Genomic DNA, 21,661 nt, shown 5'->3' on the forward strand with positions numbered 1-21,661 from the left:
GCGGTCGGCACACTAACCCGGCTTCGGATGCTTGAATTCCGCCATGAACACGACCGCCACTGACATCGACGTCCTCCGGGTCTTCTGTGCGGGCGACGGCCGCCACGGCAACGCCCTCGGAGTCGTACGGGACCCCCGTCACCACCCCGACGAGGCCTCCCGGCAGGCGCTCGCCAAGGAGCTCGGCTTCAGCGAGACGGTGTTCGTGGACGACCCCGAGCGCGGTCACGTCGACATCTACACCCCCGGCCTGCGGCTGCCGTTCGCCGGACACCCCCTCGTCGGGACCGCCTGGCTGCTCGACCTGGAGGTCGTCCACCCGCCCGCCGGAGAGGTATGGGTGCGCGGCGACGGGGAGTTCACCTGGATAGAGGCGCGCGCCGAGTGGGCGCCGCCGCGGACCCTGCGCCGGTACGGCTCCGCCGCCGAGGTGGACGCCCTGGAGGTGCCCGAGCCCGGCGAGTGGATCTACGCCTGGGCCTGGCAGGAGGAGGCCGCGGGCCGGGTCAGGGCGCGGGCGTTCCCCGGGCGCGGCGACGGCATCGACGAGGACGAGGCGACCGGCGCGGCGGCGCTGCTCCTGACGGCGCAGCTGGGACGGGCCCTGAACATCACGCAGGGCCGGGGGTCGCAGCTGCTCACTGCCCCCGGCCCTGACGGCATCGTGGAGTTGGGCGGACGCGTCCGCCTGGAGGGGACCCTCACGCGCTGATCGCTCACGCGCGAAGGTCCCGAAGGCCTGAGACCTGATGCCTACGCGCTGAGCGGGAACTCGCCGCCCAGCTGGTGGAAGACCGCGCTGTTGAAGTCGAAGGCGCGCTTGCACTCGTCGACGATCCGCTGCTTCTCCAGGTCATCGGCGTTCACCGCGTCGAGCAGCTCCCGGTACGTCCGCTTGAACGCGGCCGGGTTGGAGATCTCGTCGAAGACGTAGAAGCGGACGCCGTCGCCCTTGCGCGCGAAGCCCCAGGTCCGCTCCGCCTTGTCACGGATGATCTGACCGCCCGACAGGTCGCCCAGGTAGCGCGTGTAGTGGTGGGCCACGTACCCCGCGGGCCAGTCACGGGCGCAATCCGCGACCCGCTCGGCGTACGCGACGGTGGCGGGCAGCGGGGAGACCCCGGCGCGCCAGTCGGGGCCCCGCAGATGGGCGAGGTCCTGCTCAAGGGCGGCCGTGCGGAACAGCTCGGCCTGTATGAACGGCCCGGCGACCGGGTCCTCGCGCAGCGCCTCCGCACCCTCCTCCAGGGCGCGGTAGACGAACCAGAGCTGCTCCGTGTAGCGGGCGTAGGCGTCGACGGCCAGGCGTCCGCCCAGGAGGTCGCCCATGAAGGACGACGTCTCCGCCTCCGTGTGCTGCTCGTGCGAGGCCGTACGGATGAGCGTGGAGAAGGGCGTGTCCAAGGCGTGCCTCCGGGACCGATGGGACGGGAACCAGTGCTGATACTGCCAAGTTAGGCATACCTAAGTCAACTGGTTCCCGACGTCCTGTCGGTAAAAACGTACCCGTTCGAGAGGTCAGGGCAACGTAAGAATTTCGGCCCCGTTCTCGGTCACGACGAGCGTGTGCTCGAACTGCGCCGTCCGCTTCCGGTCCTTGGTCACCACGGTCCAGCCGTCGTCCCACATGTCGTAGTCGTGCGTACCGAGGGTCAGCATCGGCTCGATCGTGAAGGTCATGCCGGTCTTGATCTCGGTGGTGTGGTGGGGGGAGTCGTAGTGCGGGACGATCAGGCCGGAGTGGAACGACGAGTTGATGCCGTGCCCGGTGAAGTCGCGGACGACCCCGTAGCCGAAGCGCTTGGCGTACGACTCGATGACCCGCCCGATGATGTTGATCTGGCGGCCCGGCCGCACGGCCTTGATGGCCCGGTTCAGGGACTCCCGGGTCCGCTCGACGAGCAGTCGCGACTCCTCGTCGACGTCGCCGCAGAGGTAGGTGGCGTTGTTGTCGCCGTGGACGCCGTTGATGTACGCCGTGACGTCCAGGTTCACGATGTCGCCGTCCCGCAGCACCGTGGAGTCCGGGATGCCGTGGCAGATGACCTCGTTGATCGAGGCGCAGAGCGACTTCGGGAACCCGCGGTAGCCGAGGGTCGAGGGATAGGCGCCGTGGTCGCACATGTACTCATGGGCGACCCGGTCGAGCTCGTCGGTGGTGACACCCGGAGCGATGAGCTTGGCGGCCTCCTCCATCGCCTGTGCGGCGATGCGGCCGGCGATCCGCATCCGCTCGATGGTGTCGGAATCCTGCACCTCGGGCCCGCTGTACGGGGCCGGGGCGGGCTTCCCGACGTACTCGGGGCGGCGGATGGAGCCCGGGACGGAGCGGTGGGGGGAGAGCTCCCCCGGAACGAGAAGCGACTGGCCAGACATGTCAGCGAGTCTAACGACCGCGTCTGGGGCAGCATGGTCTCGGAGGAAGGAGCCGACGACGATGGCCCTGTTCAAGAAGCGCACCGTGGGCAAACCGGGCGAGTGGTACTACTGCCTGGAGCACAAGAAGGTCGAGGAGGGTCCCGAGTGTCCGGCGAAGAACCGATTCGGCCCGTACGCCAGCCGTGAGGAGGCCTCCCACGCCATGGAGACCGCCCGCGAGCGGAACCTGGAGTGGGAGACGGACCCGCGCTGGCACGAGGGCGGCCGCCCGGACGAGAACCCCGAGGCGAAGCCGTGAGGCGTGACCCCGAGGCGTAACCACGAGGTGTGACCCCGAGGCGAAGCCGTGAGGTGTGACCCCGAGGCGTGACCTCGGCAGGTGGCCGGGGACCGCTCAGGCGGCCCCGGCCTCCTGCTTGGCCGTGGCGGCCTCCTGCTGGGCCTTGCGGCGCAGCGAGTCCTCGTCCGTCTCGGAGTCGTACGTGAGCAGCTTCGGCAGCGCCAGGCAGAGCAGCCCCACCGAGGCGACACAGGCCACACCGCCCGACCAGACGGCCGCCCTGGTGCCGGTCCACCCGGCCATCACGCCCGCCCGGACCTGGCCCAGCTGCGGGCCGACGCTGTAGGAGAGCACCTCGATGCCGGCGAGCCGCCCGCGCAGCTCCTCCGGGATCGTCTGGTTCCAGATCGTGGCCCGGCCGAGACCGCTCAGCATGTCGCCGGCGCCCGCGAAGGCCAGGCAGAGCAGGACGAGCCAGATGTTCCCGAACCAGCCGGCCGCCGCGATCGCCAGACCCCAGCCGGCCGCGCCGCCGACCACGAGCAGCCCGTGCCGCCGCACCTTCGACGTCCAGCCGCTGGTCAGGCCCAGCACGAGCGAGCCGACCGAGCCCGCCGCGTACATCAGGCCGAGGGACCAGTCCGCGTCCAGCTCGTCCGCGAGGAACGGGAAGATCGTGTTCGGGAAGGCGAAGAACATCGCCGCGAGGTCGATCGCGTACGTGCCGAGCAGCACCGGCCGCGACCAGGCGTACCGCGCGCCCTCCGCGATGCCCCGCAGCGAGGGCTTCTCCGCGTCGTGCGCGGGCGGCGCGGGGGAGAGGCGGCGGCACATCAGCACCGAGGCGGCGAAGCCGGCGATCGTCACCGCGTACGCCGGGGCGTGACCCGCGAACGCGACGACGAGACCCGCGATCGACGGGCCCGCGATCGACCCGATCTGCCAGCGCAGCGAATTGAGGGCCGCGGCGGCGGTCTGGTGCTCGTGCGGCACGATCCGGGCGAGCAGCGAGTCGAGCGCCGGGCGCTGGAGCCCCGCGAGCGCGGAGACGCCGGCCGCGACCACGTACAGCGGCCACAGCAGCGGCTCCGGCAGCAGCGCGTTGAGCAGCAGGAGCAGGGCGAGCACGCCGAGCCCCGCCTCGGTCCCCACGATCACCTTCCGCCGGTCCACGGCGTCGGCGAGCGCACCGCCGTACAGCCCGAAGACGACCAGCGGCACCAGCTCCACCGCGCCCATCGCCCCGACCGCGAGCGGCGAGTTCGTCAGCTCCTTGATCTGGAGCGGCAGGGCGATCATCGCCATCGCGCTGGCGAAGTACGTCACGAGCCCCTGACTCCACAGGAGCCGGAAGTCACGCGACGTACGCCAGGGCGCCAGGTCGGGCAGGAGGGCGGAGAGTTTGGAGAAGGGGGAGGACACGAGGGGCCATGTTCCGGCCGGAAGGCGCCCGGGGCAACCGAATAAGCCGGTCAGTGGGGTGCTGCGGCCCGTGGGCGGCACGTCCGGGCCGCCGGGCCCGGGGGTGCGCGCTCCCGCTCACCAGCGGCTGGGCGGCGGTGCCGTCAGGCGGTCGGCGAGGTCGGAGAGCCGGTCGCGGAAGCGGCGGCTTCCGCGCGGCGACGGCAGGCTGTTCTCCCCGGCCGCCGCGCTCACCAGGTGCTGCACCGTGTCCAGGTCGACCTCCGCCCCCTCCGCCACCGTCAGCGTCTCGTGGGCGAGTCCCCGCAGCTCCGCGTCGCCGCCGTCGAGCGAGAGCACCGTCGCCCCCGCCCGCCGGGCGTCGTGCACCCGCTGGAGCAGCCCCGCGTCCGGCCGCTCCGGAGCCACCATCAGCAGCGTCGCCCCGCGCCCCGCCGCCTCCAGACGGCCGAGGCCGACCGCCAGATGCGCCGGATCACCCGGCCGCACCCGGTGGCGTACGAGCGTGGGGGCCAGCTCCGGCAGCCCCGACCAGGCCGCCTCGTCGACGAGGTGCGCCGCCAGGTGCCAGGGCTCGTACTCCTCCGTGCCGACGAGCAGCAGCCCGCCCCGGTGCGGCACGACCGACGAGCGGAGCGCCCCCGCGAAGCGGCGGGCCGCCCGCGGCCACTCCGTCCCGGCGAGCACTTCCCGCAGCAACGCGACCCGTACGGCATCCATGGGGTGGCATCCTGCCCCAGCGGCGCCCGGAGCGTGGCCGATTGTGGTCGGTTCCACCCGTACGGGACGGGCCCCCACGCCCCGACCGGTCGGTAATGTCGGGGCCATGACTTCCTCGACCGGCTCGACCGGCTCCACCGCCGCTGCCTCCAAGCCCGCCCCCAAGGACCCGTGGGACCTCCCCGACGTCTCCGGGCTCGTCGTCGGCGTCCTCGGCGGCACCGGCGAGCAGGGCCGCGGCCTCGCCTACCGGCTCGCCAAGGCCGGCCAGAAGGTGATCCTCGGCTCCCGCGCCGCCGACCGGGCGCAGGCCGTCGCCGACGAGCTCGGCTTCGGCGTCGAGGGCGCCGACAACGCCGAGTGCGCCCGTCGCAGCGACATCGTGATCGTCGCGGTGCCGTGGGACGGGCACGCCAAGACCCTGGAGTCCCTGCGCGAGGAGCTCGCGGGCAAGCTCGTCGTGGACTGCGTCAACCCCCTCGGCTTCGACAAGAAGGGCGCCTACGCCCTCAAGCCCGAGGAGGGCTCCGCCGCCGAGCAGGCCGCCGCGCTCCTGCCGGACTCCCGGGTGGCCGCCGCCTTCCACCACCTGTCCGCCGTCCTCCTCCAGGACGCCTCCCTCGACGAGATCGACACGGACGTGATGGTCCTCGGCGAGGAGCGCGCCGACGTCGAGCTCGTCCAGGCCCTCGCCGGCCGCATCCCGGGCATGCGCGGCGTCTTCGCCGGCCGCCTGCGCAACGCCCACCAGGTCGAGTCGCTCGTCGCGAACCTGATCTCGGTCAACCGCCGCTACAAGGCCCACGCGGGACTCCGGGTCACCGACATCTGAGCCGGTCCCGGCCGGGCGCGCGGCATGGGGGACACTGGACGGGCACCAGCAGCCGTACCCGGACAGGAGCCGTCCCCCATGCCCCGCCTCGCCCTCTACGCCCTCGTGGTCTGCGCCCTGGCCGTCGCCGCGGCCGTCGTCTCCTTCGTCCAGGGCAGCTTCCTGGGCGTGATCTGGGTCCTCCTCGCGGGCCTCTCCTCGAACATGGCGTGGTACTACATCCGCCGCGCGAAGGTCGAGAAGCAGGCAGCCGCAGCCGCACAGGGCTAGACCTGGCAGAACTCCGGGGTGTCCTGCCAGAACCGGAACAGCTGCGAGCCGCAGTAGCGGGAGAGTTCCGGCACCCCGAGCGACCGCATCAGCGCGTCGATCGCGTCGAAGAAGGCGCCGTTGACCGCCGGCACGAACAGCAGCGCGATCACGATGAAGAAGCCGTACGGCGCGTACGGCTCGATCTGCCGCTTCAGCTTGTACGAGAGCCAGGGCTCCACGACCCCGTAGCCGTCGAGGCCCGGCACCGGCAGGAAGTTCAGGAGCGCGGCCGTCACCTGGAGGAACGCCAGGAACGCCAGCGCGTACCGGAAGCCCACGGGCACGCCGTCCAGCGCGTCCAGCCAGAACGGCGCCGTGCAGACCAGCGCGAACAGGACGTTCGCCAGCGGGCCCGCCGCCGAGATCAGGCTGTGCTTCCAGCGCCCCTTGATCCGGCCGTGCTCGATGAAGACAGCCCCGCCAGGGAGACCGATCCCGCCCATGATCACGAACAGCACCGGCAGGATGATGCTCAGCCACGCGTGCGTGTACGCGAGCGGGTTCAGGGTCAGATAGCCCTTGGCCCCGACCGTGATGTCGCCGCCGTGCAGGGCGGTGCGGGCGTGCGCGTACTCGTGGAGGCAGAGCGACACCACCCAGGCCGAGGTCACGAAGAGGAACACCGCCAGGCCGGGCGAGGCGGCGAAGTCCGTCCACACCGCCCAGCCGGTGACGGCCATGACGGCGAGGATCGCCAGGAAGACGGGACTGATCCGCCGTTCGTGACGCCGAGTGGTGGCCGTGCTCATCGCGGAGACTCCCGTGGGCCGGAGGGCTGGTGTGCGGGAAACGTACCGGGTACCGGCCGGGTTCCGGACGTGGGGGGCTTCTCGCGGAGAATGGGGGGCGTGCGCTACTCCCTGCTCGGCCCGACCCTCGCCCATACGCCCGACGGCGCCGACGTGACCGTCGGCGGCCCGAGGGTGCGCGCGCTGCTGACCGTCCTCGCCCTGCGGGCCGGCCGGACCGTGCCCGTGCCCGACCTCGTCGACGAGGTCTGGTACGGCGACGAGCCGCCCGCCGACGCGGTCGCCGCGCTCCAGGCGCTCGTCGGGCGGCTGCGCCGGGCCCTCGGCCGTACCGCGGTGATCTCGGCCGACGGCGGCTACCGGCTCGACGCCCGGCCCGAGGACGTCGACGCCCACCGCTTCGAGCGGCTCGCGGCCGAGGGCGTGGCCGCCCTCTCCGGTGGGGACGCCGTGCGGGCCGCCGCGCTCCTCGACGAGGCGCTCGGCCTGTGGCGCGGTTCCGCCCTCGCCGACCTGCCGGACCGGGACGCCGAGGCCGGCCGCTGGGAAGCCCGCCGTCTCGACGCCCGCCGCGCCCGGCTCGGCGCAGCCCTGGCCCTGGGCGAGGCGGCCGCCGCCCTCCCCGAACTGACCGCCCTCAGCGCCGCCCACCCGCTCGACGAGCCCCTCCAGGCCCTCCGTATCCGGGCCCTGCGGGACACCGGCCGCGCGGCCGAGGCGCTCGCCGCGTACGAGTCGGTCCGCCGCGCCCTCGCCAACCGCCTCGGCACCGACCCCTCCCCGGCCCTGCGCACCCTCCACGCGGAGCTGCTCGCCCCGGCACCGCCCGCGTCGCCCGCACCGCCCGCGCCGCCCGCGAAGCCGGAGGCGTCGAAGCCGCCGAAGCCGCCCGTGCCCGGGAACCTCCGCGCCCGGCTCACCAGCTTCGTCGGGCGGGACGAGGACATCACCGCCCTCCAGGAGTCCCTGCGGACGGCCCGGCTCGTCACCCTCCTCGGGCCCGGCGGCGCCGGGAAGACCCGGCTCTCGCAGGAGGCGGCCGAGCGCGGGGCCGAGGCCTGGCCGGACGGCGTGTGGGTCGCCGAACTCGCCGCCGTCACCGACCCGGAGGCCGTCCCCGAGGCCGTACTCGCGGCCGTCGGCGCCCGGGAGACCGTGTTGCGCGGCGCGGGCGCCGAGGAACTGCGCGGCGGGGGCGACCCGCTCGACCGGCTCGTCGAGCACTGCGCCGGGCGGCGGATGCTGCTGCTCCTCGACAACTGCGAGCACCTCGTCGCGGCCGCCGCCGAGCTCGCCGAGGCCCTCCTCGCCCGCTGCCCCGGACTGCGGGTCCTGGCGACGAGCCGGGAGCCGTTGGGGGTGCCGGGGGAGGTGCTGAGTCCGCTGGGGCCGTTGCCGGTGGAGATGGCGTTGCGGCTTCTGGGTGAGCGGGGTGCGGCGGCGCGGCCGGGTTTCCGGGTCGGGGACGATCCGGGGGCGGAGGAGGAGGTGTGTCGTCGTCTTGACGGGTTGCCGTTGGCGATCGAGTTGGCTGCGGCGCGGTTGCGGTTGTTGTCGGTGCGGCAGATCGCGGAGCGGCTTGACGATCGTTTCCGGTTGTTGACGTCGGGGGCGCGGACGGTGTTGCCGCGTCAGCAGACGTTGCGGGCGGTGGTGGACTGGTCGTGGGAGTTGCTGGACGGGGCGGAGCGGGCGGTGTTGCGGCGGCTCGCGGTGTTCACGGGCGGGTGTGATCTGGCGGCGGTGGAGATGGTGTGCGCCGAAGACCGGGATGGTGACGTCCTGGACGTCCTCGGTGCCCTTGTCGACAAGTCGCTCGTGGTCGCGGGGCCGGGTCCCGAGGGTGAGGGGATGCGGTTCCGGCTGCTTGAGACGGTGGCGGAGTACGCGGGGGAGCGGCTGGACGAGGCCGGTGAGCGGGCGGCGACCGAGCGGCGCCACCTCACGTACTACCGCGAGCTGGCCCGCCGTACCGACCCCGAGCTCCGCGGTGCCGGACAGGTCGCCGCCATCACCCGGTTCGGGACCGAGTACGGCAACCTCCGCACCGCCCTGCGCCGGGCCGTCGCCGCCCGCGACGAGGACGAGGCGCTCGTCCTCGTCCACTCCCTGCTCTGGTACTGGCAGATGCGCGACCTGCGCACCGACGCCCTGCACTGGGCCCGGGCCGCCGCCGGCCTCGGGCCCGACCCGTTCACGCCGCCCGCCGCCCCCGTCGTCCCCCTCCACGAGCCGTGCACGGCCGCGCCGCCGCCGCTCTCCGAGGAGCACCGCTGGGAGGCCCGGCGCGGGGTGCGGCTCGTCGAGCTCCTCAACATGGACCACGAGACCGGACGCTGGACCAGCCCCGAGGGCGTGGACCGGCTCCGTGAGATGACCACCGTCTACGAGCCCGGGCTGCCCCAGACCTGCCGGCTGCCCGGCTCCTTCGCCGTCTTCGCTATCCTCCTCATCGGCGAGGCCGGCCGGCTCCGCGGGATCCTCGACACGACCGTCGAGGCCTGCCGTCGCCACGGCTACGACTGGGAGCTCGCCAACGCCCTCCAGCTGCGCGCCAACATGTTCGCCAACCGGGCCGACTGGGCCGTCGAGGCGGGCGCCGACGCCGACGAGGGCCTGGAGATCTTCGTCCGCCTCGGCGATGCCTGGGGCGCGGCCGAGGCGCTCTCCGCCCGCGGGGAGGCCCGCGAGCGCCGGCTCGAATTCGAGGACGCGGCCGAGGACTTCGCCGCCGCCATCGGCTACGCGGAGAAGATCGGCGCGCAGTCGCAGACGGCCCTGCTGCGGGCCCGGTACGCCGACATCCTCGTCCAGCTCGGGCGGATCGACGAGGGGGAGGCGATCCTCCGCGAGATCGTGGAGGGCGGACACACCTGGGGCCACGAACCCCTGCTCGGCGCCCGGCTGTTCCTCGGCATGGCGCTCGGCCGCACCGGCAGGACCGCCGAGGCCCGCGAGCACCTGCTCGCGCTGCGGGGGGAGTTCGGCTCCGAGACCCTCTCCATCTTCGAGGGCTTCACGCTCGGCAGCCTGGGCTGGCTGGACAATGTGGACGGGCGGTACGCCTCCGCCCTGGACCTCGCCGCGCAGGGGTACGAGCGTTCCCTCGGCCCGCTGTCGATGATGGTCGCCCCGCAGATGCCGACGGTCCATCTCGCCACTGCGGCCTGGGCGTTGGGAGGTCTCGGCGGAGCGGAGGCGCGGACCGGTGCGGTGCTGCTCGGCGCCCGGGAAGGCCTGGTGCCGCCGGGGCACCTGGCGCCGCCGCTGGAGCGGGAGAACCTGGACCAAGCGACGGAGACTGTCAGGTCCGTCCTCGGCGAGGCCGAGTTCGTGGCGGCATACGCCGAAGGCGGCGGCCTCTCCATGGAAGAGACCGCCGCCCTGCTCGGCCGCGCTGCCGACGCGATCAGTGAGCGCGCCGAGTCCTGAACCCCGTATCCGGGGCGCCGCTCAGACCTTCTTGCGGAACTTGGTGACCGCGAGCGGCGCCGTGACGACCGTGATCACCACCGCCCAGCCGAGGGTCATCCACACCGAGTGGGCGACCGGACCGCCGTTGATCAGGTTGCGGGCGGCGTCGGCGAGGTTCGACAGCGGGTTGTAGTCGGTGAAGGTCTCCAGCCAGCCCGGCATCGACGTCGTCGGGGCGAAGATCGACGAGCCGAACTGGAGCGGCATCAGGACGAGCATCGCCATGCCCTGGACGGCCTGGGCCGTGCTGAGGGTGAGCCCGAGCAGGATGAAGATCCACATCAGCGAGGCTCCGAAGACCATCGAGAGACCGATGGCGGCGAAGAGGTGGAGGACCGAGGTGTGGATCTCCAGGCCGAGCAGGAAGCCCATGCCGAGCAGGATCGCGGTGGCGATCAGCATCCGGCCGACCTCGACGACGATCTTCGCGATCAGGACGGAGGACCGGGCGATCGGCATCGTCCGGAACCGGTCCATGACCCCCTTCTTGAAGTCGTCGTTGATGCCCACACCGACGGCCATGGCGATGTTCATGCCCATCATCGCCATCAGGCCGGGCGTCACGTAGTTGACGTAGACGTCGTTGTTGCCCTTGCCCGAGATGGCGCCGCCGAAGACGTACACGAACAGCAGGATGAAGATGATCGGCATCAGGACGGCGTCGAACATCGACTCCGGGTCCTGCTTGATCTGGAGGGCGTTGCGGCGGGCCAGCGCACCGATGTGGCGGAGATTGGCCCGCAGCCCGATCCGGCCCTCGGCGGACGGCGCGGGGCGCGCCGGAGCCGTCCTCGGCCCGTCGGCGGGCGACTTGGCGGCAGTGGTCGTGGTGGTCGTGGTCGTGCTCATGCGGCGACCTCCTCGCTGATCGCGTCGGACACGTCGGTCTTCTGGCCGGTGATCGCGAGGAACACCTCGTCCAGGCTGGGCAGATGGGTCCCGATGTGGGCGATGCCGAAGCCGCGGGCGCCGAGCAGCGCCACGACGGCGGTCAGCTGCTGGTCGGTGAGGATCGGCACGTACAGCGCGCCCTCGTCGGGCACGACGGTCGAGCCGGCGATGCCGTCGAGACCGGTCTCGCGGAGCGCGGCGGCCATCGCGGGCAGCTGGCCCGGGTCGACCGGGCGGATCTTCAGGGTCCGGCCGCCGACCTTCGCCTTGAGCTCGTCGACCCCGCCCTTGGCGATGACCTTGCCCTTGTCGACGACGGTCAGCTCGCTCGCGAGCTGCTCGGCCTCCTCCATGTACTGCGTGGTCAGCAGGACGGTGACGCCCTCGGAGACCATCCGGTGGACCTCGTCCCACACCTCGTTGCGGGTGCGCGGGTCGAGACCGGTCGTCGGCTCGTCCAGGTAGAGGACGGAGGGCTGTCCGATCATCGAGGCGGCGAGGTCGAGCCGGCGGCGCATACCGCCGGAGTAGGTCATCGCGGGCCGCTTGGCGGCGTCGGTCAGCGAGAAGCGCTCCAGCATCTCGTCGGACCGGCGGCGGGCGTCCTGCCGGGACAGGTCGAGCAGCCGCCCGATCATGTAGAGGTTCTCGAAGCCGGAGAGCTTCTCGTCGACCGAGGCGTACTGGCCGGTGAGGCCTATGGTGCGGCGCAGCTGGCGGGGGTGCTTCACCACGTCGTAGCCGGCGACGGTGGCGGTCCCGGCGTCCGGGACGAGGAGGGTGGACAGGCAGCGGACGAGGGTGGTCTTCCCGGCGCCGTTCGGTCCGAGGACCCCGAGGACGGTGCCCTCCCGGACGTCCAGGTCGACCCCGTCGAGGGCCTTCGTCGCGCCGAAGTGCTTCACGAGGCCCCGGACCTCGACGGCGTTGGTGTGTGATCGCGTCATGGCAGTACTACACCAGCCGCCACCGACAATCCCCCGACAGACGACCGACAGCCCGCCGATGGGGGATGTCGGCGGGCTGTCGGAGGTGCCGCAGTGGCTCCGGGGGGCTGGCTGTGGATCTAGTGGAAGGTGTGCTCCTCGGCGGGGAACTCCCCGCCGGAGACGTCCTCCGCGAAGGCGCGCGCGGCGTCGCCGAGCGTCTCGCGGAGGTTGGCGTACTGCTTGGTGAAGCGCGGGACCTTGCCGCCGGTCAGACCGGCCATGTCGGTCCAGACGAGGACCTGCGCGTCGGTGCCGGCGCCCGCGCCGATGCCGACGGTCGGGATGTGCAGCGAGCGGGTGACCTCGGCGGCCAGCTCGGCCGGTACGAGTTCGAGGACGACCGCGAAGGCGCCCGCGTCCTGTGCCGCCTTGGCGTCGCTGAGCAGCCGGTGGGCGGCCTCGTCGGTACGGCCCTGCACCCGGTAGCCCATCGTGTTGACGGACTGCGGGGTGAGGCCGAGGTGGGACATGACGGGGATGCCGGCCTGGACGAGCAGCTCGGTCTGGGCCAGGGAACGCTCGCCGCCCTCCAGCTTGACCGCGTGGACGCCCGCGTCCTTGATCAGCCGGGTGGCGTTGCGCAGGGCCTGGACGGGCCCTTCCTGGTACGAGCCGAAGGGGAGGTCGCCGACGACGAGGGCGCGCTTCGTGCCCCGGACGACGGCGGCGGAGAGGAACGTCATCTCGTCCATCGTGACCGGCACGGTGGTCTCGTAGCCGAGGTGACAGTTGCCCATCGAGTCGCCGACGAGGATCACGGGGATGCCGGCCTCGTCGAAGACGGAGGCGGTCATCGCGTCGTAGGCGGTGAGCATGGGCCACTTCTCGCCGCGGGCCTTGGCGGCGGCGATGTCGTGGACGGTGATGCGGCGCGTGCCCTTGCCGCCGTACAGCGCCTTGCTGCTGTCGGCGGGTGATTTCTGGGCAGCCTGAAGCGTCATGGGAAACGGCTCCTTCGTCATCTCGAGGCGCCCTGACGGCGTCCCCGGACCACATCCATGGTGGCACTTCGCCGGGCGGGCGGGGAAGTGGGCCGGAGTGGCGCTCTTCACACGGGCGTGACGTGTAGGCGCGACGGGTCGGCGCAACGTAAAGCCTCCGTCATGCTTTTCGATACGAGACGGTCTCGTATCGAAATGAGGTTAGGGTGGTCGGCATGTCGCAGCCGTCCCCTGCTCCCGGTCCTTCCCCTGCCCTCGCCCCGCCCCGAGTCCCCGAGGCCGTCCACCGGCGCCGCTGGGCCGTCCTCGGCGTCCTGATGCTCAGCCTGCTGATCGTCGTCCTCGACAACTCGATCCTGAACGTCGCGGTCAAGACGATCGCCGCCCCCGCGCCCACCGGCATCGGCGCCACCCAGAGCGAGCTGGAGTGGTCGATCAACTCCTACACGCTCGTCTTCGCCGGCCTCCTCTTCACCTCCGGCCTGCTCGGCGACCGCCTCGGCCGCAAGAAGGTGCTGCTCTTCGGCATCACCGTCTTCGGCATCGGCTCCGCCCTCGCCGCCTTCTCCGGCTCCCCGGGCGAGCTCATCGCCTACCGGGCCGTCATGGGCCTCGGCGCCGCGTTCGTCATGCCCGCGACCCTCGCCGTCCTCATGAACGTCTTCGAGCGGGACGAGCAGCCCAAGGCCATCGGCATCTGGGCCGGCAGCGTCGGCCTCGCCATCGCGATCGGACCGATCACCGGCGGCATCCTGCTCGAACACTTCTGGTGGGGATCGATCTTCCTCGTCAACGTGCCCGTCGTGCTCCTCGCCCTCGCGCTCATGATGTGGCTGGTCCCCGACTCCAGGGACCCGAAGCCGGGCCGGATCGACATACCCGGCGTGCTGCTCTCCGTCCTCGGACTCGTCCTCCTCGTGTACGGGATCATCCGCGGCGGCGAGCTGGCGAGCTTCACCGACCTCACCGTCCTCGCCCCGGTCCTCGGCGGCCTCGGCGTCCTCGCCCTCTTCGTCCTGCACGAGCGGCGCAGCGACCACCCGGCCATCGACATGGCGTACTTCAGGAAGCCCGCGTTCTCGGCGGCCGTCGCCGCGATCGCGCTCGTCTTCTTCGCCCTCATGGGCGTGACCTTCTTCTCCGCCTTCTACCTGCAGAGCGTGCGCGGCTACAGCGCGCTGCAGTCCGGGCTGCTCATCCTGCCGCTCGCCGTCGCCCAGATGGTGTTCGCGCCCCGGGCGCGGCTCGTCGTGGACCGCTTCGGCGCGAAGGCCGTGTGCACCGCCGGCATGCTGCTCGTCGCCGCGGGCCTCGCCGCCTTCGCCCTCTTCGACGCCTCGACGCCGATCTGGGCGATGGAGGTCGTCTTCTTCCTCCAGGGCGCCGGAATGGCACACATCATGCCGCCGGTCACGGTCGCGATCATGCAGGCGCTGCCCCGCGAGAAGGCGGGCTCGGGCTCGGCCGTCAACAACACCTTCCGGCAGGTCGGCGGCGCCATGGGCGTGGCCGTCCTCGGCTCGGTGCTCTCCTCCCAGTACCGCGGCGAGATCGAGGGACACCTCGGCGGCGTCCCGGCAGCCCTGCGCGACACGGCGGGCGAGTCCATCGAGGCGACGCTCGCGGTCGCGGAGAAGCTCGGCCCGGCCGGCCGGAACCTCGTGGCCCCCGCGTACGACGCCTTCCTCGACGCCATGCACGTCACGGCGATCGCCTCGGCGGTGATCGCCCTCGTCGGCGCGGCCGTGGTGGCTGCCTTCCTCCCGGGCCGTACGCCGCGGGGCGCCGCGCCGGACGGCGCGGCGCCGGGAGCGGCCCCGGGCACGGCTCCGGCCCCGGACGGTGCGGCCGCTCCGGACGGCGGCGCCCGGCGGGCCTCCGTACCCGCGCCCGGCGCCGAGGCGGGAGAATCGGCCCGTCGATAGACCGACAGGCCGACAGACCGACAGGCCCGGAGGTCTGCGAGCCCACAGACCGACGGACGGTCACCGGAGGAGAGGCGGAGCGCACGTGTCGCTGCAGGACGGCGGGACCCCGGAACCCCACGACGACGGGCCGCGCCCCGTGGACTGCGGAGGCCCGGGCCCCGAGGCGGGGCCCGCCCGGCGCGGCCGGCCGCGGAGCGAGGCCGCCGAGCAGGCGATCTTCGACGCGGCCATCGCGCTCCTGGAGGGCGGCACCCCGCTCGCCGAGCTGTCCATCGAGAAGCTCGCCCGCACCGCCGGCGTCGGCAAGGCCACCATCTACCGGCGCTGGCCCGGCAAGGAGGAGCTCTTCGTCGACCTGCTCCGCTCCGTGGAGCTCCCGGACCCGGTGCTGCCCGGCACCTCGGTCCGGGACGACCTCGTCACGCTCCTGGAGTCGATCCGGCAGCGGGGCCTCGCCAAGCGGACCTCCGCCCTCCTGCACAACGTGTTCTCGCAGATGCAGCTCTATCCGAAGCTGTGGGACACGTACCACCACACCGTGATCGAGCCGCGCCGCCGCCTCGGCCTGGACGCGGTGCGGCGGGGGATGGAGCGGGGCGAGATCCGCGACGACCTCGACGTCGAGCTCGTCAACGACCTCTTCACGGGCCCCCTGCTCCTCCGTACCGTCATCCGCCCCGGCGGCACCCTGGAGCCCGGCCTCGCCGAGCGGATCGTCGACACCGTCCTCGAAGGCCTGCGCCCCCGCACCTGATCCGGCCCGCACTCGGCCCGCACCCGGCCCGCACCCGATCCTCACCCGACGTGCACCCGACCCGTACGAATGTGCGCGTTCTGTCACAGGGACGCCACCCGCGCCACCTGCAGGAACCCGCCACGCACCAGTCTCGTCCCTGGGGGAGTACGACGGACCCGGGATCGCCTAGTGTCGGCACCGGGTCACGCAAGACGGCAAGGCAGCAGTGAGGACAGTGCGATGGCGCGGGTGGACATGACGGAGACCGAATACGGCGGCGACGGGACCGGGCGTCCCGGTTCCGGATCCCGGTTCCGGACCGCGCTCGACGGCTTCCGGCGCGACCGCGGCATCTGGCGCCGGGGCATCCTGATCGCCGCCACGGCGGTGGCGCTGACCCTCCTGATGGTGTTCCACGCCGAGATCCCCAACACGATCGGCAACCTCGGCAGCCTGACCGAGACGTTCCTGCCGTGGCTGGGCCTCTTCGTCCCCCTGCTGTTCGTCCTCGCCCTGGTGCGCCGCTCCGCCACCGCCCTGATCGCCCTGCTGCTGCCGGCCGTGGTCTGGCTCAATCTCTTCGGCGGCCTCGTCGCCGACAAGTCGACTCCCGGCGGCGACCTGACCGTCGCCACCCACAACGTGAACGCCGACAACCCGGACCCCGAGGGCACCGCCGACAAGCTCGCCGCGTCCGGCGCCGACGTGCTGGCCCTGGAGGAGCTCAAGGGCGACATGGTCCCGACGTACGAGCGGGGCCTCGCGGAGGCGTACCCGTACCACTCCGTCCAGGGCACGGTCGGCCTCTGGAGCAAGCTCCCCCTGCGCGCCGCGCAGCCCGTCGACATCCGGATGGGCTGGACCCGCGCCATGCGCGCCGACGTGGTGACCCCCCAGGGCGAGGTCGCGGTGTACGTCGCCCACCTGCCGTCCGTCCGGGTCAAGCTGAACGCCGGCTTCACCGCCAATCAGCGCGACAACAGCGCCAACGCGCTCGGCGAGGCCATCGCCCGCGACAAGCACGAGCGGATCGTCCTCCTCGGCGACCTCAACGGCACCATGAACGACCGCTCGCTCAACGCCGTCACCTCGCAGCTGCGCTCCACCCAGGGCGCGGCGGGCGACGGCTTCGGCTTCAGCTGGCCGGCCTCGTTCCCGATGGCCCGCATCGACCAGATCATGGTGAGGGGCGTGGAGCCGATGTCGTCCTGGGCGCTGCCGGAGACGAACAGCGACCACCTCCCGATCGCCGCCCGCGTGAAACTCTGAGATCCGGGATCCCGGTCGAAACCTTCCCTTCATCCCCCGGAAGCCACCGGGAAGAATCCACCTGAGAGTCTTTGTTCCGACGAAGAACTATCTTCGGGACACTCCGGAAAGGCTCTCCCCATGCCCCTGGCGCTGCTCGCGCTCGCCGTCTCCGCCTTCGGCATCGGCACGACCGAGTTCGTGATGATGGGCCTCCTGCCCAACGTCGCCGACGACCTCGGCACCTCCGTCCCCACCGCCGGGTACCTCGTCTCGGCGTACGCGATCGGCGTGGTCGTCGGCGCCCCGCTGCTCACGGCCCTCGGCTCCCGGATCCCGCGCAAGCGGATGCTGCTCCTGCTGATGGCCCTGTTCGTCGTCGGCAACCTCGCCTCCGCGCTCGCCCCCGGCTTCGGCTGGCTCGTCGCAGGACGGATCCTCGCCGGGCTGCCGCACGGGGCATTCTTCGGCGTCGGCGCGGTCGTCGCCGCCCGCCTCGTGCCCGAGGACCGGCAGGCGCGGGCGGTGGCCACGATGTTCCTCGGCCTCACCGTCGCCAACATCCTCGGCGTACCGGCCGCGACCCTCCTCGGCCAGCACCTCGGCTGGCGGGCCACCTTCCTCGTCGTCACCGTCATCGGCCTGGTCGCCATGGCGGCGCTCGCCCGCCTCGTCCCGTACGTCCCCCTGGACGAGCGGCAGGGCCTCGGCCGCGAGATGCGCGCCCTCGGCCGCCCGCAGGTGCTGCTCGGCCTGCTCACCGCCGTCTTCGGCTTCGCGGGCGTCTTCGCGGTCTACTCGTACCTCGCCTCGATGACCACCGAGGTGATGGGCTTCGGCGACTCCACCGTCACGATCGTCCTCGCCCTCTTCGGCCTCGGCATGACCGGCGGGGCGCTCGCCGCGGGCCCGCTGACCGACCGGGCGCTCCGCCCGACCCTGTACGGCTCGCTCGCGGCCCTCGTCCTCGCCCTGGTCGCGTTCCGCTTCACCGTCCACGTGCCGTGGCTGGCCCTCGTCACGGTCGTCGTGCTCGGCGCGGTCGGCTTCATGACCACCACCCCGCTCCAGATGCTGGTCATGCGGAAGGCCAAGGACGCCCCTACCCTGGCCTCCGCCTCCAACCACTCCGCCTTCAACCTCGCCAACGCGGGCGGCGCCTGGGCGGGCGGGGCCGCCGTCGCCGCCGGCTGGGGCTGGACCTCCCCGGCCCTCGTCGGCGCGGGCCTCACCGTCGTGGGCCTCGCGATCGCGGCGGTCGCGGGCCTGCTCGACCGCGCCCCCGGTACGGCGGAGGGGGCCTCCCGCGTAGTGGCGGGAAGCCCCCTCGACACCGGCACCGGCACCGGCAGGGCGGTCAGCGGGACGGCGTCGTCTCCCGCCAGCGGTTCGTGATCGGCAGCCGCCGGTCCTTGCCGAAGCCCTTCGCCGAGATCTTGGTGCCCGGCGGGTACTGGCGCCGCTTGTACTCCGCCGCGTCCACCATCCGCAGGGTGCGCGCGACGACCTCCTCGTCGTAGCCGGCCGCCACGATCTCGTCCTTGCCGCGGTCCGCGTCCACGTACAGCGCGAGGATCCCGTCGAGGACGTCGTAGTCCGGCAGCGAGTCCGTGTCCACCTGCCCGGGGCGCAGCTCGGCGCTGGGCGGCTTGGTGATCGAGCTCTCCGGGATCGGCGGGGTCATGCCGCGGTCCTCGGCGGCCCGGTTGCGCCAGCGCGCGAGCCGGAAGACGGTCGACTTGTAGACGTCCTTGACGGGCCCGAACGCGCCGACGGAGTCGCCGTACAGCGTCGAGTAGCCCACCGCCAGCTCGGACTTGTTGCCCGGCGCGAGGACGATGTGCCCCTCCTGGTTGGAGATCGCCATCAGCGTCGTGCCGCGCAGCCGGGACTGGAGGTTCTCCTCGGCGAGACCGGTGAGACCCAGCGACGCCATGTACGCGTCGAACATCGGCTCGATCGACACCGTGCGGTAGTTCAGGCCGGTGCGGCGGGCCAGCTCGGCGGCGTCGCCGCGCGAGTGGTCGGAGGAGTACCGGGACGGCATCGACACGCCGTACACGTTCCCCGCGCCGACCGCGTCGCAGGCGATCGCCGCGACGAGCGCCGAGTCGATGCCGCCGGAGAGACCGATCAGGACCGAGCGGAAGCCGTTCTTCGCGACGTACGCGCGCAGCCCCACGACCAGGGCCGAGTAGACCTCCTCGTCGTCGTCGAGCCGGTGCGCGTATCCGCCCGCGAGCTCCGGCTCGTACGCGGGCAGCGGCTTCTCGGAGAGCACGACCCGGTCGATCCGCAACCCGTCGACGTCGCCGACGACCCCCTCCGGGGCCTCGGGGTCGGCCGCCGGCAGCTCCAGGTCGACGATCACACTGCCCTCGACGAACTGCGGGGCGCGCGCGATCACTTCGCCCGCCGCGTCCACGACGATCGAGTCGCCGTCGAAGACCAGCTCGTCCTGACCGCCCGTCGACGCCAGGTACGCCGTGACGCAGCCGGCCTCGCGGGCCCGCCTGCGGACCAGTTCGAGCCGCGTGTCGTCCTTGTTCCGCTCGTACGGCGAGGCGTTGACCGACAGGAGCAGCCCGGCCCGCGCGGCGCGCGCCGCCGGGACGCGGCCGCCCTCCTGCCAGAGGTCCTCGCAGATCGCCAGGGCCACGTCGACGCCGTGGACGCGGACGACCGGCAGCGTGTCGCCCTGGACGAAGTAGCGGTACTCGTCGAAGACGCCGTAGTTGGGCAGGTGGTGCTTGGCGAAGCGCAGCGCCACCTCGCCGCGGTACAGCACGGCCGCGGCGTTCTCCGGCGAGCCGGCGGGCCTGCCGAGCTTCGGCTCGGCCCGCTCGGAGCGGTCGAGGTAGCCGACGACGACCGGCAGCTCGCCGAATCCCTTGTCGGCGAGGCGCCTGGCGAGCCCGCGCAGGGCCTCCCGGGAGGCCTCGACGAAGGAGGGCCGCAGGGCCAGGTCCTCGACGGGGTAGCCGGTCAGCGCCATCTCGGGGAACGCGACGAGATGCGCGCCCTGTCCGGCGGCGTGCCGGGTCCAGTGGACGATCGCCTCGGCGTTCCCGGCGATGTCTCCGACGGTCGAGTCGATCTGATTCAGGGCGAGGCGTAGTTGAGGCACCCGGCCAGTGTAATCGTCACACCGACGCGATGTCCCGGAAAACGCCCCGACCGGCTGCCCGGGACCGCGCCAGCTCGACATGCGGCCCGCCCCCGCCCCGCTGATCATGGGCCCATGACGACCACTGACGACCCGGCGGAGTCGGCACGGCCGGCCGCCGGCGACACCGTAACGGTCCAGGACGACGGCACGAAGCGGCAGTTCATCTCGTGGCTGACGCTCGCCTTCATGACCACCGCGTCCGTCGCGAGCCTGCGGCCCTCGCCGTCGATGGCCATCTACGGCCTCGCCGCGATCTTCCTCTACCTGCTCCCGGCCATCGTCTTCCTGCTCCCCACCGCCCTCGTCGGCGCCGAGCTCGCCTCCGGCTGGTCCGGCGGCATCTACCGCTGGGTCAGCGAGGCCCTCGGCAAGCCGTTGGGCTTCCTCGCGGTCTGGTGCCAGTTCGCCATGACCATCGCGTACTACCCGAGCCTGCTCGCGTACGTCGCCTCGACCTTCGCGTACGTCATCGACCCCTCCCTGGCCGAGAACGGCGTCTACGTCGCGATCGTCATCGTCGTCGTCTACTGGAGCGGGGTCTGGATCTCCTCGCGCGGGACGAAGGCGATCGCCGGGCTCTCCTCCTTCGGCCTGATCATCGGCACCCTCGTCCCCGGTGTGCTGCTCGTCGTCCTCGGCATGGTCTTCCTCGGCCAGGGCAACCCCTCCGCGCAGCCCATGACCGCCGACCACTGGCTCCCGCCGTGGACCGGCCTCGCGAGCCTGGTCCTGATCGTCAACAACTTCCTGTCCTACGCGGGCATGGAGATGAACGGCGTGCACGTCTCCTCACTGCGCGAGCCCAAGCGCGAGTACCCGAAGTCGATGTTCCTGGCGACCGGCCTCGTCCTGCTGATCTTCATCCTTCCGGCCCTCGCCATCGCCTGGGTCATGCCCTCCGCGCAGCTCAGCCTCACCGCCGGTCTCATGCAGGCCTTCCAGGCCTTCTTCGACCACTTCTCCATCGGCTGGATGACCAAGGTCGTCGGCATCATGCTGGTCTGCGCCGCCCTCGGCGGCATGCTCACCTGGCTCGCCGGACCCGCGAAGGGCCTCGTCCTGCTCTCCCGGCAGGAGGGCTATCTGCCGCCCGCGCTCCAGAAGTTCAACAGGAACGGCGTCCCGCAGAACATCATGATCGCGCAGGGCGTCGTCACCACCCTGATCGGCGTCCTGTACGCCTTCAGCGACAACGTCTCCAGCGCCTACTGGATGTTCTCCGTCATCACCGTGCAGATCTACCTGATCGCGTACCTCCTGATGTTCGTGGCCGTCGTCAAGCTCCGCCGGAGCCAACCGGACGTCGAACGCGGCTTCCGCGTCCCCGCCGTCCAGTGGGTCGCCGGCATCGGCTTCGTCGCCTCGGTCGCCGCGCTCGTCATCGGCTTCGTCCCGCCGGACCAGTTCGGCGACCAGCCGCTCTGGCGCTACCTGCTCATCGTCGGCGGCGGCCTGTTCGTCCTCGGCATCGCCATCCCGGCCGCGCTCCTCAAGTACCGCAAGCCCGGCTGGGTCCACCCCGACCACAGGACCGACCAAGGGGCCGACCACGGGGAACCTTCCGGTACGTCCTGACGTTCGAACCACCGTG

19 protein-coding genes are annotated in these 21,661 nt (G+C 72.2%); 10 read left to right on the forward strand and 9 right to left on the reverse strand.

Going from position 1 to position 21,661, the window contains the following annotated elements:
- Positions 1-43 precede the first annotated feature (43 nt).
- Positions 44-712 carry a PhzF family phenazine biosynthesis protein gene (locus OG357_RS28375; RefSeq protein WP_329623846.1) on the forward strand — a complete coding sequence of 223 codons (669 nt, stop codon included), beginning with the start codon at positions 44-46 and terminating at the stop codon, positions 710-712.
- 41 nt (positions 713-753) lie between these two features.
- Here the strand turns inward: OG357_RS28375 and OG357_RS28380 are convergent, their stop codons facing one another.
- Both OG357_RS28380 and map read right to left on the reverse strand, forming a co-directional pair.
- Positions 754-1,404, reverse strand: coding sequence for a biliverdin-producing heme oxygenase (locus OG357_RS28380; protein ID WP_329623847.1), 651 nt, complete (start codon positions 1,402-1,404; stop codon positions 754-756).
- 114 nt (positions 1,405-1,518) lie between these two features.
- On the reverse strand, positions 1,519-2,376 hold the full coding sequence (gene map, locus OG357_RS28385) for a type I methionyl aminopeptidase (protein ID WP_329623848.1): 858 nt from the start codon (positions 2,374-2,376) through the stop codon (positions 1,519-1,521).
- A gap of 61 nt (positions 2,377-2,437) precedes the next feature.
- Between map and OG357_RS28390 the strand changes: the two genes are divergently transcribed.
- On the forward strand, positions 2,438-2,677 hold the full coding sequence (locus OG357_RS28390) for a hypothetical protein (protein WP_329623849.1): 240 nt from the start codon (positions 2,438-2,440) through the stop codon (positions 2,675-2,677).
- Positions 2,678-2,773: 96 nt separating this feature from the next.
- On the opposite strand, the gene OG357_RS28395 is transcribed toward OG357_RS28390, so the two are convergent.
- Positions 2,774-4,081, reverse strand: a complete 1,308-nt coding sequence (locus tag OG357_RS28395; RefSeq protein WP_329623850.1) for an MFS transporter — start codon at positions 4,079-4,081, stop codon at positions 2,774-2,776.
- A gap of 117 nt (positions 4,082-4,198) precedes the next feature.
- Entirely contained in the window at positions 4,199-4,801 is a 603-nt protein-coding gene (locus tag OG357_RS28400) for a hypothetical protein (RefSeq protein ID WP_329623851.1), read from the reverse strand.
- A gap of 106 nt (positions 4,802-4,907) precedes the next feature.
- Between OG357_RS28400 and npdG the strand changes: the two genes are divergently transcribed.
- On the forward strand, positions 4,908-5,633 hold the full coding sequence (gene npdG / locus OG357_RS28405; RefSeq protein ID WP_329623852.1) for an NADPH-dependent F420 reductase: 726 nt from the start codon (positions 4,908-4,910) through the stop codon (positions 5,631-5,633).
- A gap of 24 nt (positions 5,634-5,657) precedes the next feature.
- Positions 5,658-5,903, forward strand: coding sequence for a hypothetical protein (locus tag OG357_RS28410; protein WP_329623853.1), 246 nt, complete (start codon positions 5,658-5,660; stop codon positions 5,901-5,903).
- Here OG357_RS28410 and OG357_RS28415 read toward each other — a convergent pair.
- Positions 5,900-6,694 carry a site-2 protease family protein gene (locus OG357_RS28415; protein ID WP_329623854.1) on the reverse strand — a complete coding sequence of 265 codons (795 nt, stop codon included), beginning with the start codon at positions 6,692-6,694 and terminating at the stop codon, positions 5,900-5,902. The genes OG357_RS28410 and OG357_RS28415 overlap by 4 nt on opposite strands.
- Positions 6,695-6,793: 99 nt before the next feature.
- Here OG357_RS28415 and OG357_RS28420 point away from each other — a divergent pair, with 99 nt between their 5' ends.
- Positions 6,794-10,126: a BTAD domain-containing putative transcriptional regulator gene (locus OG357_RS28420; RefSeq protein WP_329623855.1), complete on the forward strand. Its 3,333-nt coding sequence runs from the start codon at positions 6,794-6,796 to the stop codon at positions 10,124-10,126.
- Between the two features lie 21 nt (positions 10,127-10,147).
- On the opposite strand, the gene OG357_RS28425 is transcribed toward OG357_RS28420, so the two are convergent.
- The 3 genes from OG357_RS28425 to panB all read right to left on the reverse strand — a co-directional run bounded on the left by OG357_RS28425 (position 10,148) and on the right by panB (position 12,989).
- Positions 10,148-11,017, reverse strand: a complete 870-nt coding sequence (locus OG357_RS28425; RefSeq protein WP_329623856.1) for an ABC transporter permease — start codon at positions 11,015-11,017, stop codon at positions 10,148-10,150.
- A complete protein-coding gene (locus OG357_RS28430) occupies positions 11,014-12,006 on the reverse strand; it encodes an ATP-binding cassette domain-containing protein (RefSeq protein WP_329623857.1) in 993 nt (330 codons plus the stop codon). The genes OG357_RS28425 and OG357_RS28430 overlap by 4 nt, the downstream gene beginning before the upstream one ends.
- A gap of 119 nt (positions 12,007-12,125) precedes the next feature.
- Entirely contained in the window at positions 12,126-12,989 is an 864-nt protein-coding gene (gene panB, locus OG357_RS28435; RefSeq protein WP_329623858.1) for a 3-methyl-2-oxobutanoate hydroxymethyltransferase, read from the reverse strand.
- Positions 12,990-13,204: 215 nt separating this feature from the next.
- Here panB and OG357_RS28440 point away from each other — a divergent pair, with 215 nt between their 5' ends.
- The 4 genes from OG357_RS28440 (at position 13,205) to OG357_RS28455 (ending at position 18,296) form a co-directional block, all read left to right on the forward strand.
- The gene (locus OG357_RS28440) at positions 13,205-14,914 is read left to right on the forward strand and encodes an MFS transporter (protein WP_329623859.1); all 1,710 of its coding nucleotides are present in this window, start codon (positions 13,205-13,207) and stop codon (positions 14,912-14,914) included.
- 85 nt (positions 14,915-14,999) lie between these two features.
- A complete protein-coding gene (locus OG357_RS28445; RefSeq protein ID WP_443066748.1) occupies positions 15,000-15,671 on the forward strand; it encodes a TetR/AcrR family transcriptional regulator in 672 nt (223 codons plus the stop codon).
- 222 nt (positions 15,672-15,893) lie between these two features.
- Positions 15,894-16,922: an endonuclease/exonuclease/phosphatase family protein gene (locus tag OG357_RS28450; protein WP_329623860.1), complete on the forward strand. Its 1,029-nt coding sequence runs from the start codon at positions 15,894-15,896 to the stop codon at positions 16,920-16,922.
- Positions 16,923-17,042: 120 nt separating this feature from the next.
- A complete protein-coding gene (locus OG357_RS28455; RefSeq protein ID WP_329623861.1) occupies positions 17,043-18,296 on the forward strand; it encodes an MFS transporter in 1,254 nt (417 codons plus the stop codon).
- On the opposite strand, the gene OG357_RS28460 is transcribed toward OG357_RS28455, so the two are convergent.
- Positions 18,259-20,028: an NAD+ synthase gene (locus tag OG357_RS28460; protein ID WP_329623862.1), complete on the reverse strand. Its 1,770-nt coding sequence runs from the start codon at positions 20,026-20,028 to the stop codon at positions 18,259-18,261. The two genes, OG357_RS28455 and OG357_RS28460, sit on opposite strands and share 38 nt — an antisense overlap.
- A 114-nt stretch (positions 20,029-20,142) precedes the next feature.
- Here OG357_RS28460 and OG357_RS28465 point away from each other — a divergent pair, with 114 nt between their 5' ends.
- Positions 20,143-21,645 (forward strand): APC family permease, encoded by a 1,503-nt coding sequence (locus OG357_RS28465; RefSeq protein ID WP_329623863.1) that lies wholly within the window; start codon positions 20,143-20,145, stop codon positions 21,643-21,645.
- Positions 21,646-21,661 lie beyond the last annotated feature (16 nt).

It is taken from the genome of Streptomyces sp. NBC_01255 (genome assembly GCF_036226445.1).
Lineage (GTDB): Bacteria > Actinomycetota > Actinomycetes > Streptomycetales > Streptomycetaceae > Streptomyces.

Coding starts and splice junctions, on each gene's coding strand:
- OG357_RS28400 (WP_329623851.1), bottom strand. CDS start 4,801: ATGGATGCCGTACGGGTCGCGTTGCTGCGGGAAGTGCTCGCCGGGACG.
- OG357_RS28415 (WP_329623854.1), bottom strand. CDS start 6,694: ATGAGCACGGCCACCACTCGGCGTCACGAACGGCGGATCAGTCCCGTC.
- npdG (WP_329623852.1), top strand. CDS start 4,908: ATGACTTCCTCGACCGGCTCGACCGGCTCCACCGCCGCTGCCTCCAAG.
- OG357_RS28390 (WP_329623849.1), top strand. CDS start 2,438: ATGGCCCTGTTCAAGAAGCGCACCGTGGGCAAACCGGGCGAGTGGTAC.
- OG357_RS28455 (WP_329623861.1), top strand. CDS start 17,043: ATGCCCCTGGCGCTGCTCGCGCTCGCCGTCTCCGCCTTCGGCATCGGC.
- OG357_RS28450 (WP_329623860.1), top strand. CDS start 15,894: ATGGCGCGGGTGGACATGACGGAGACCGAATACGGCGGCGACGGGACC.
- OG357_RS28425 (WP_329623856.1), bottom strand. CDS start 11,017: ATGAGCACGACCACGACCACCACGACCACTGCCGCCAAGTCGCCCGCC.
- map (WP_329623848.1), bottom strand. CDS start 2,376: ATGTCTGGCCAGTCGCTTCTCGTTCCGGGGGAGCTCTCCCCCCACCGC.
- panB (WP_329623858.1), bottom strand. CDS start 12,989: ATGACGCTTCAGGCTGCCCAGAAATCACCCGCCGACAGCAGCAAGGCG.
- OG357_RS28410 (WP_329623853.1), top strand. CDS start 5,658: ATGGGGGACACTGGACGGGCACCAGCAGCCGTACCCGGACAGGAGCCG.
- OG357_RS28375 (WP_329623846.1), top strand. CDS start 44: ATGAACACGACCGCCACTGACATCGACGTCCTCCGGGTCTTCTGTGCG.
- OG357_RS28430 (WP_329623857.1), bottom strand. CDS start 12,006: ATGACGCGATCACACACCAACGCCGTCGAGGTCCGGGGCCTCGTGAAG.
- OG357_RS28465 (WP_329623863.1), top strand. CDS start 20,143: ATGACGACCACTGACGACCCGGCGGAGTCGGCACGGCCGGCCGCCGGC.
- OG357_RS28440 (WP_329623859.1), top strand. CDS start 13,205: ATGTCGCAGCCGTCCCCTGCTCCCGGTCCTTCCCCTGCCCTCGCCCCG.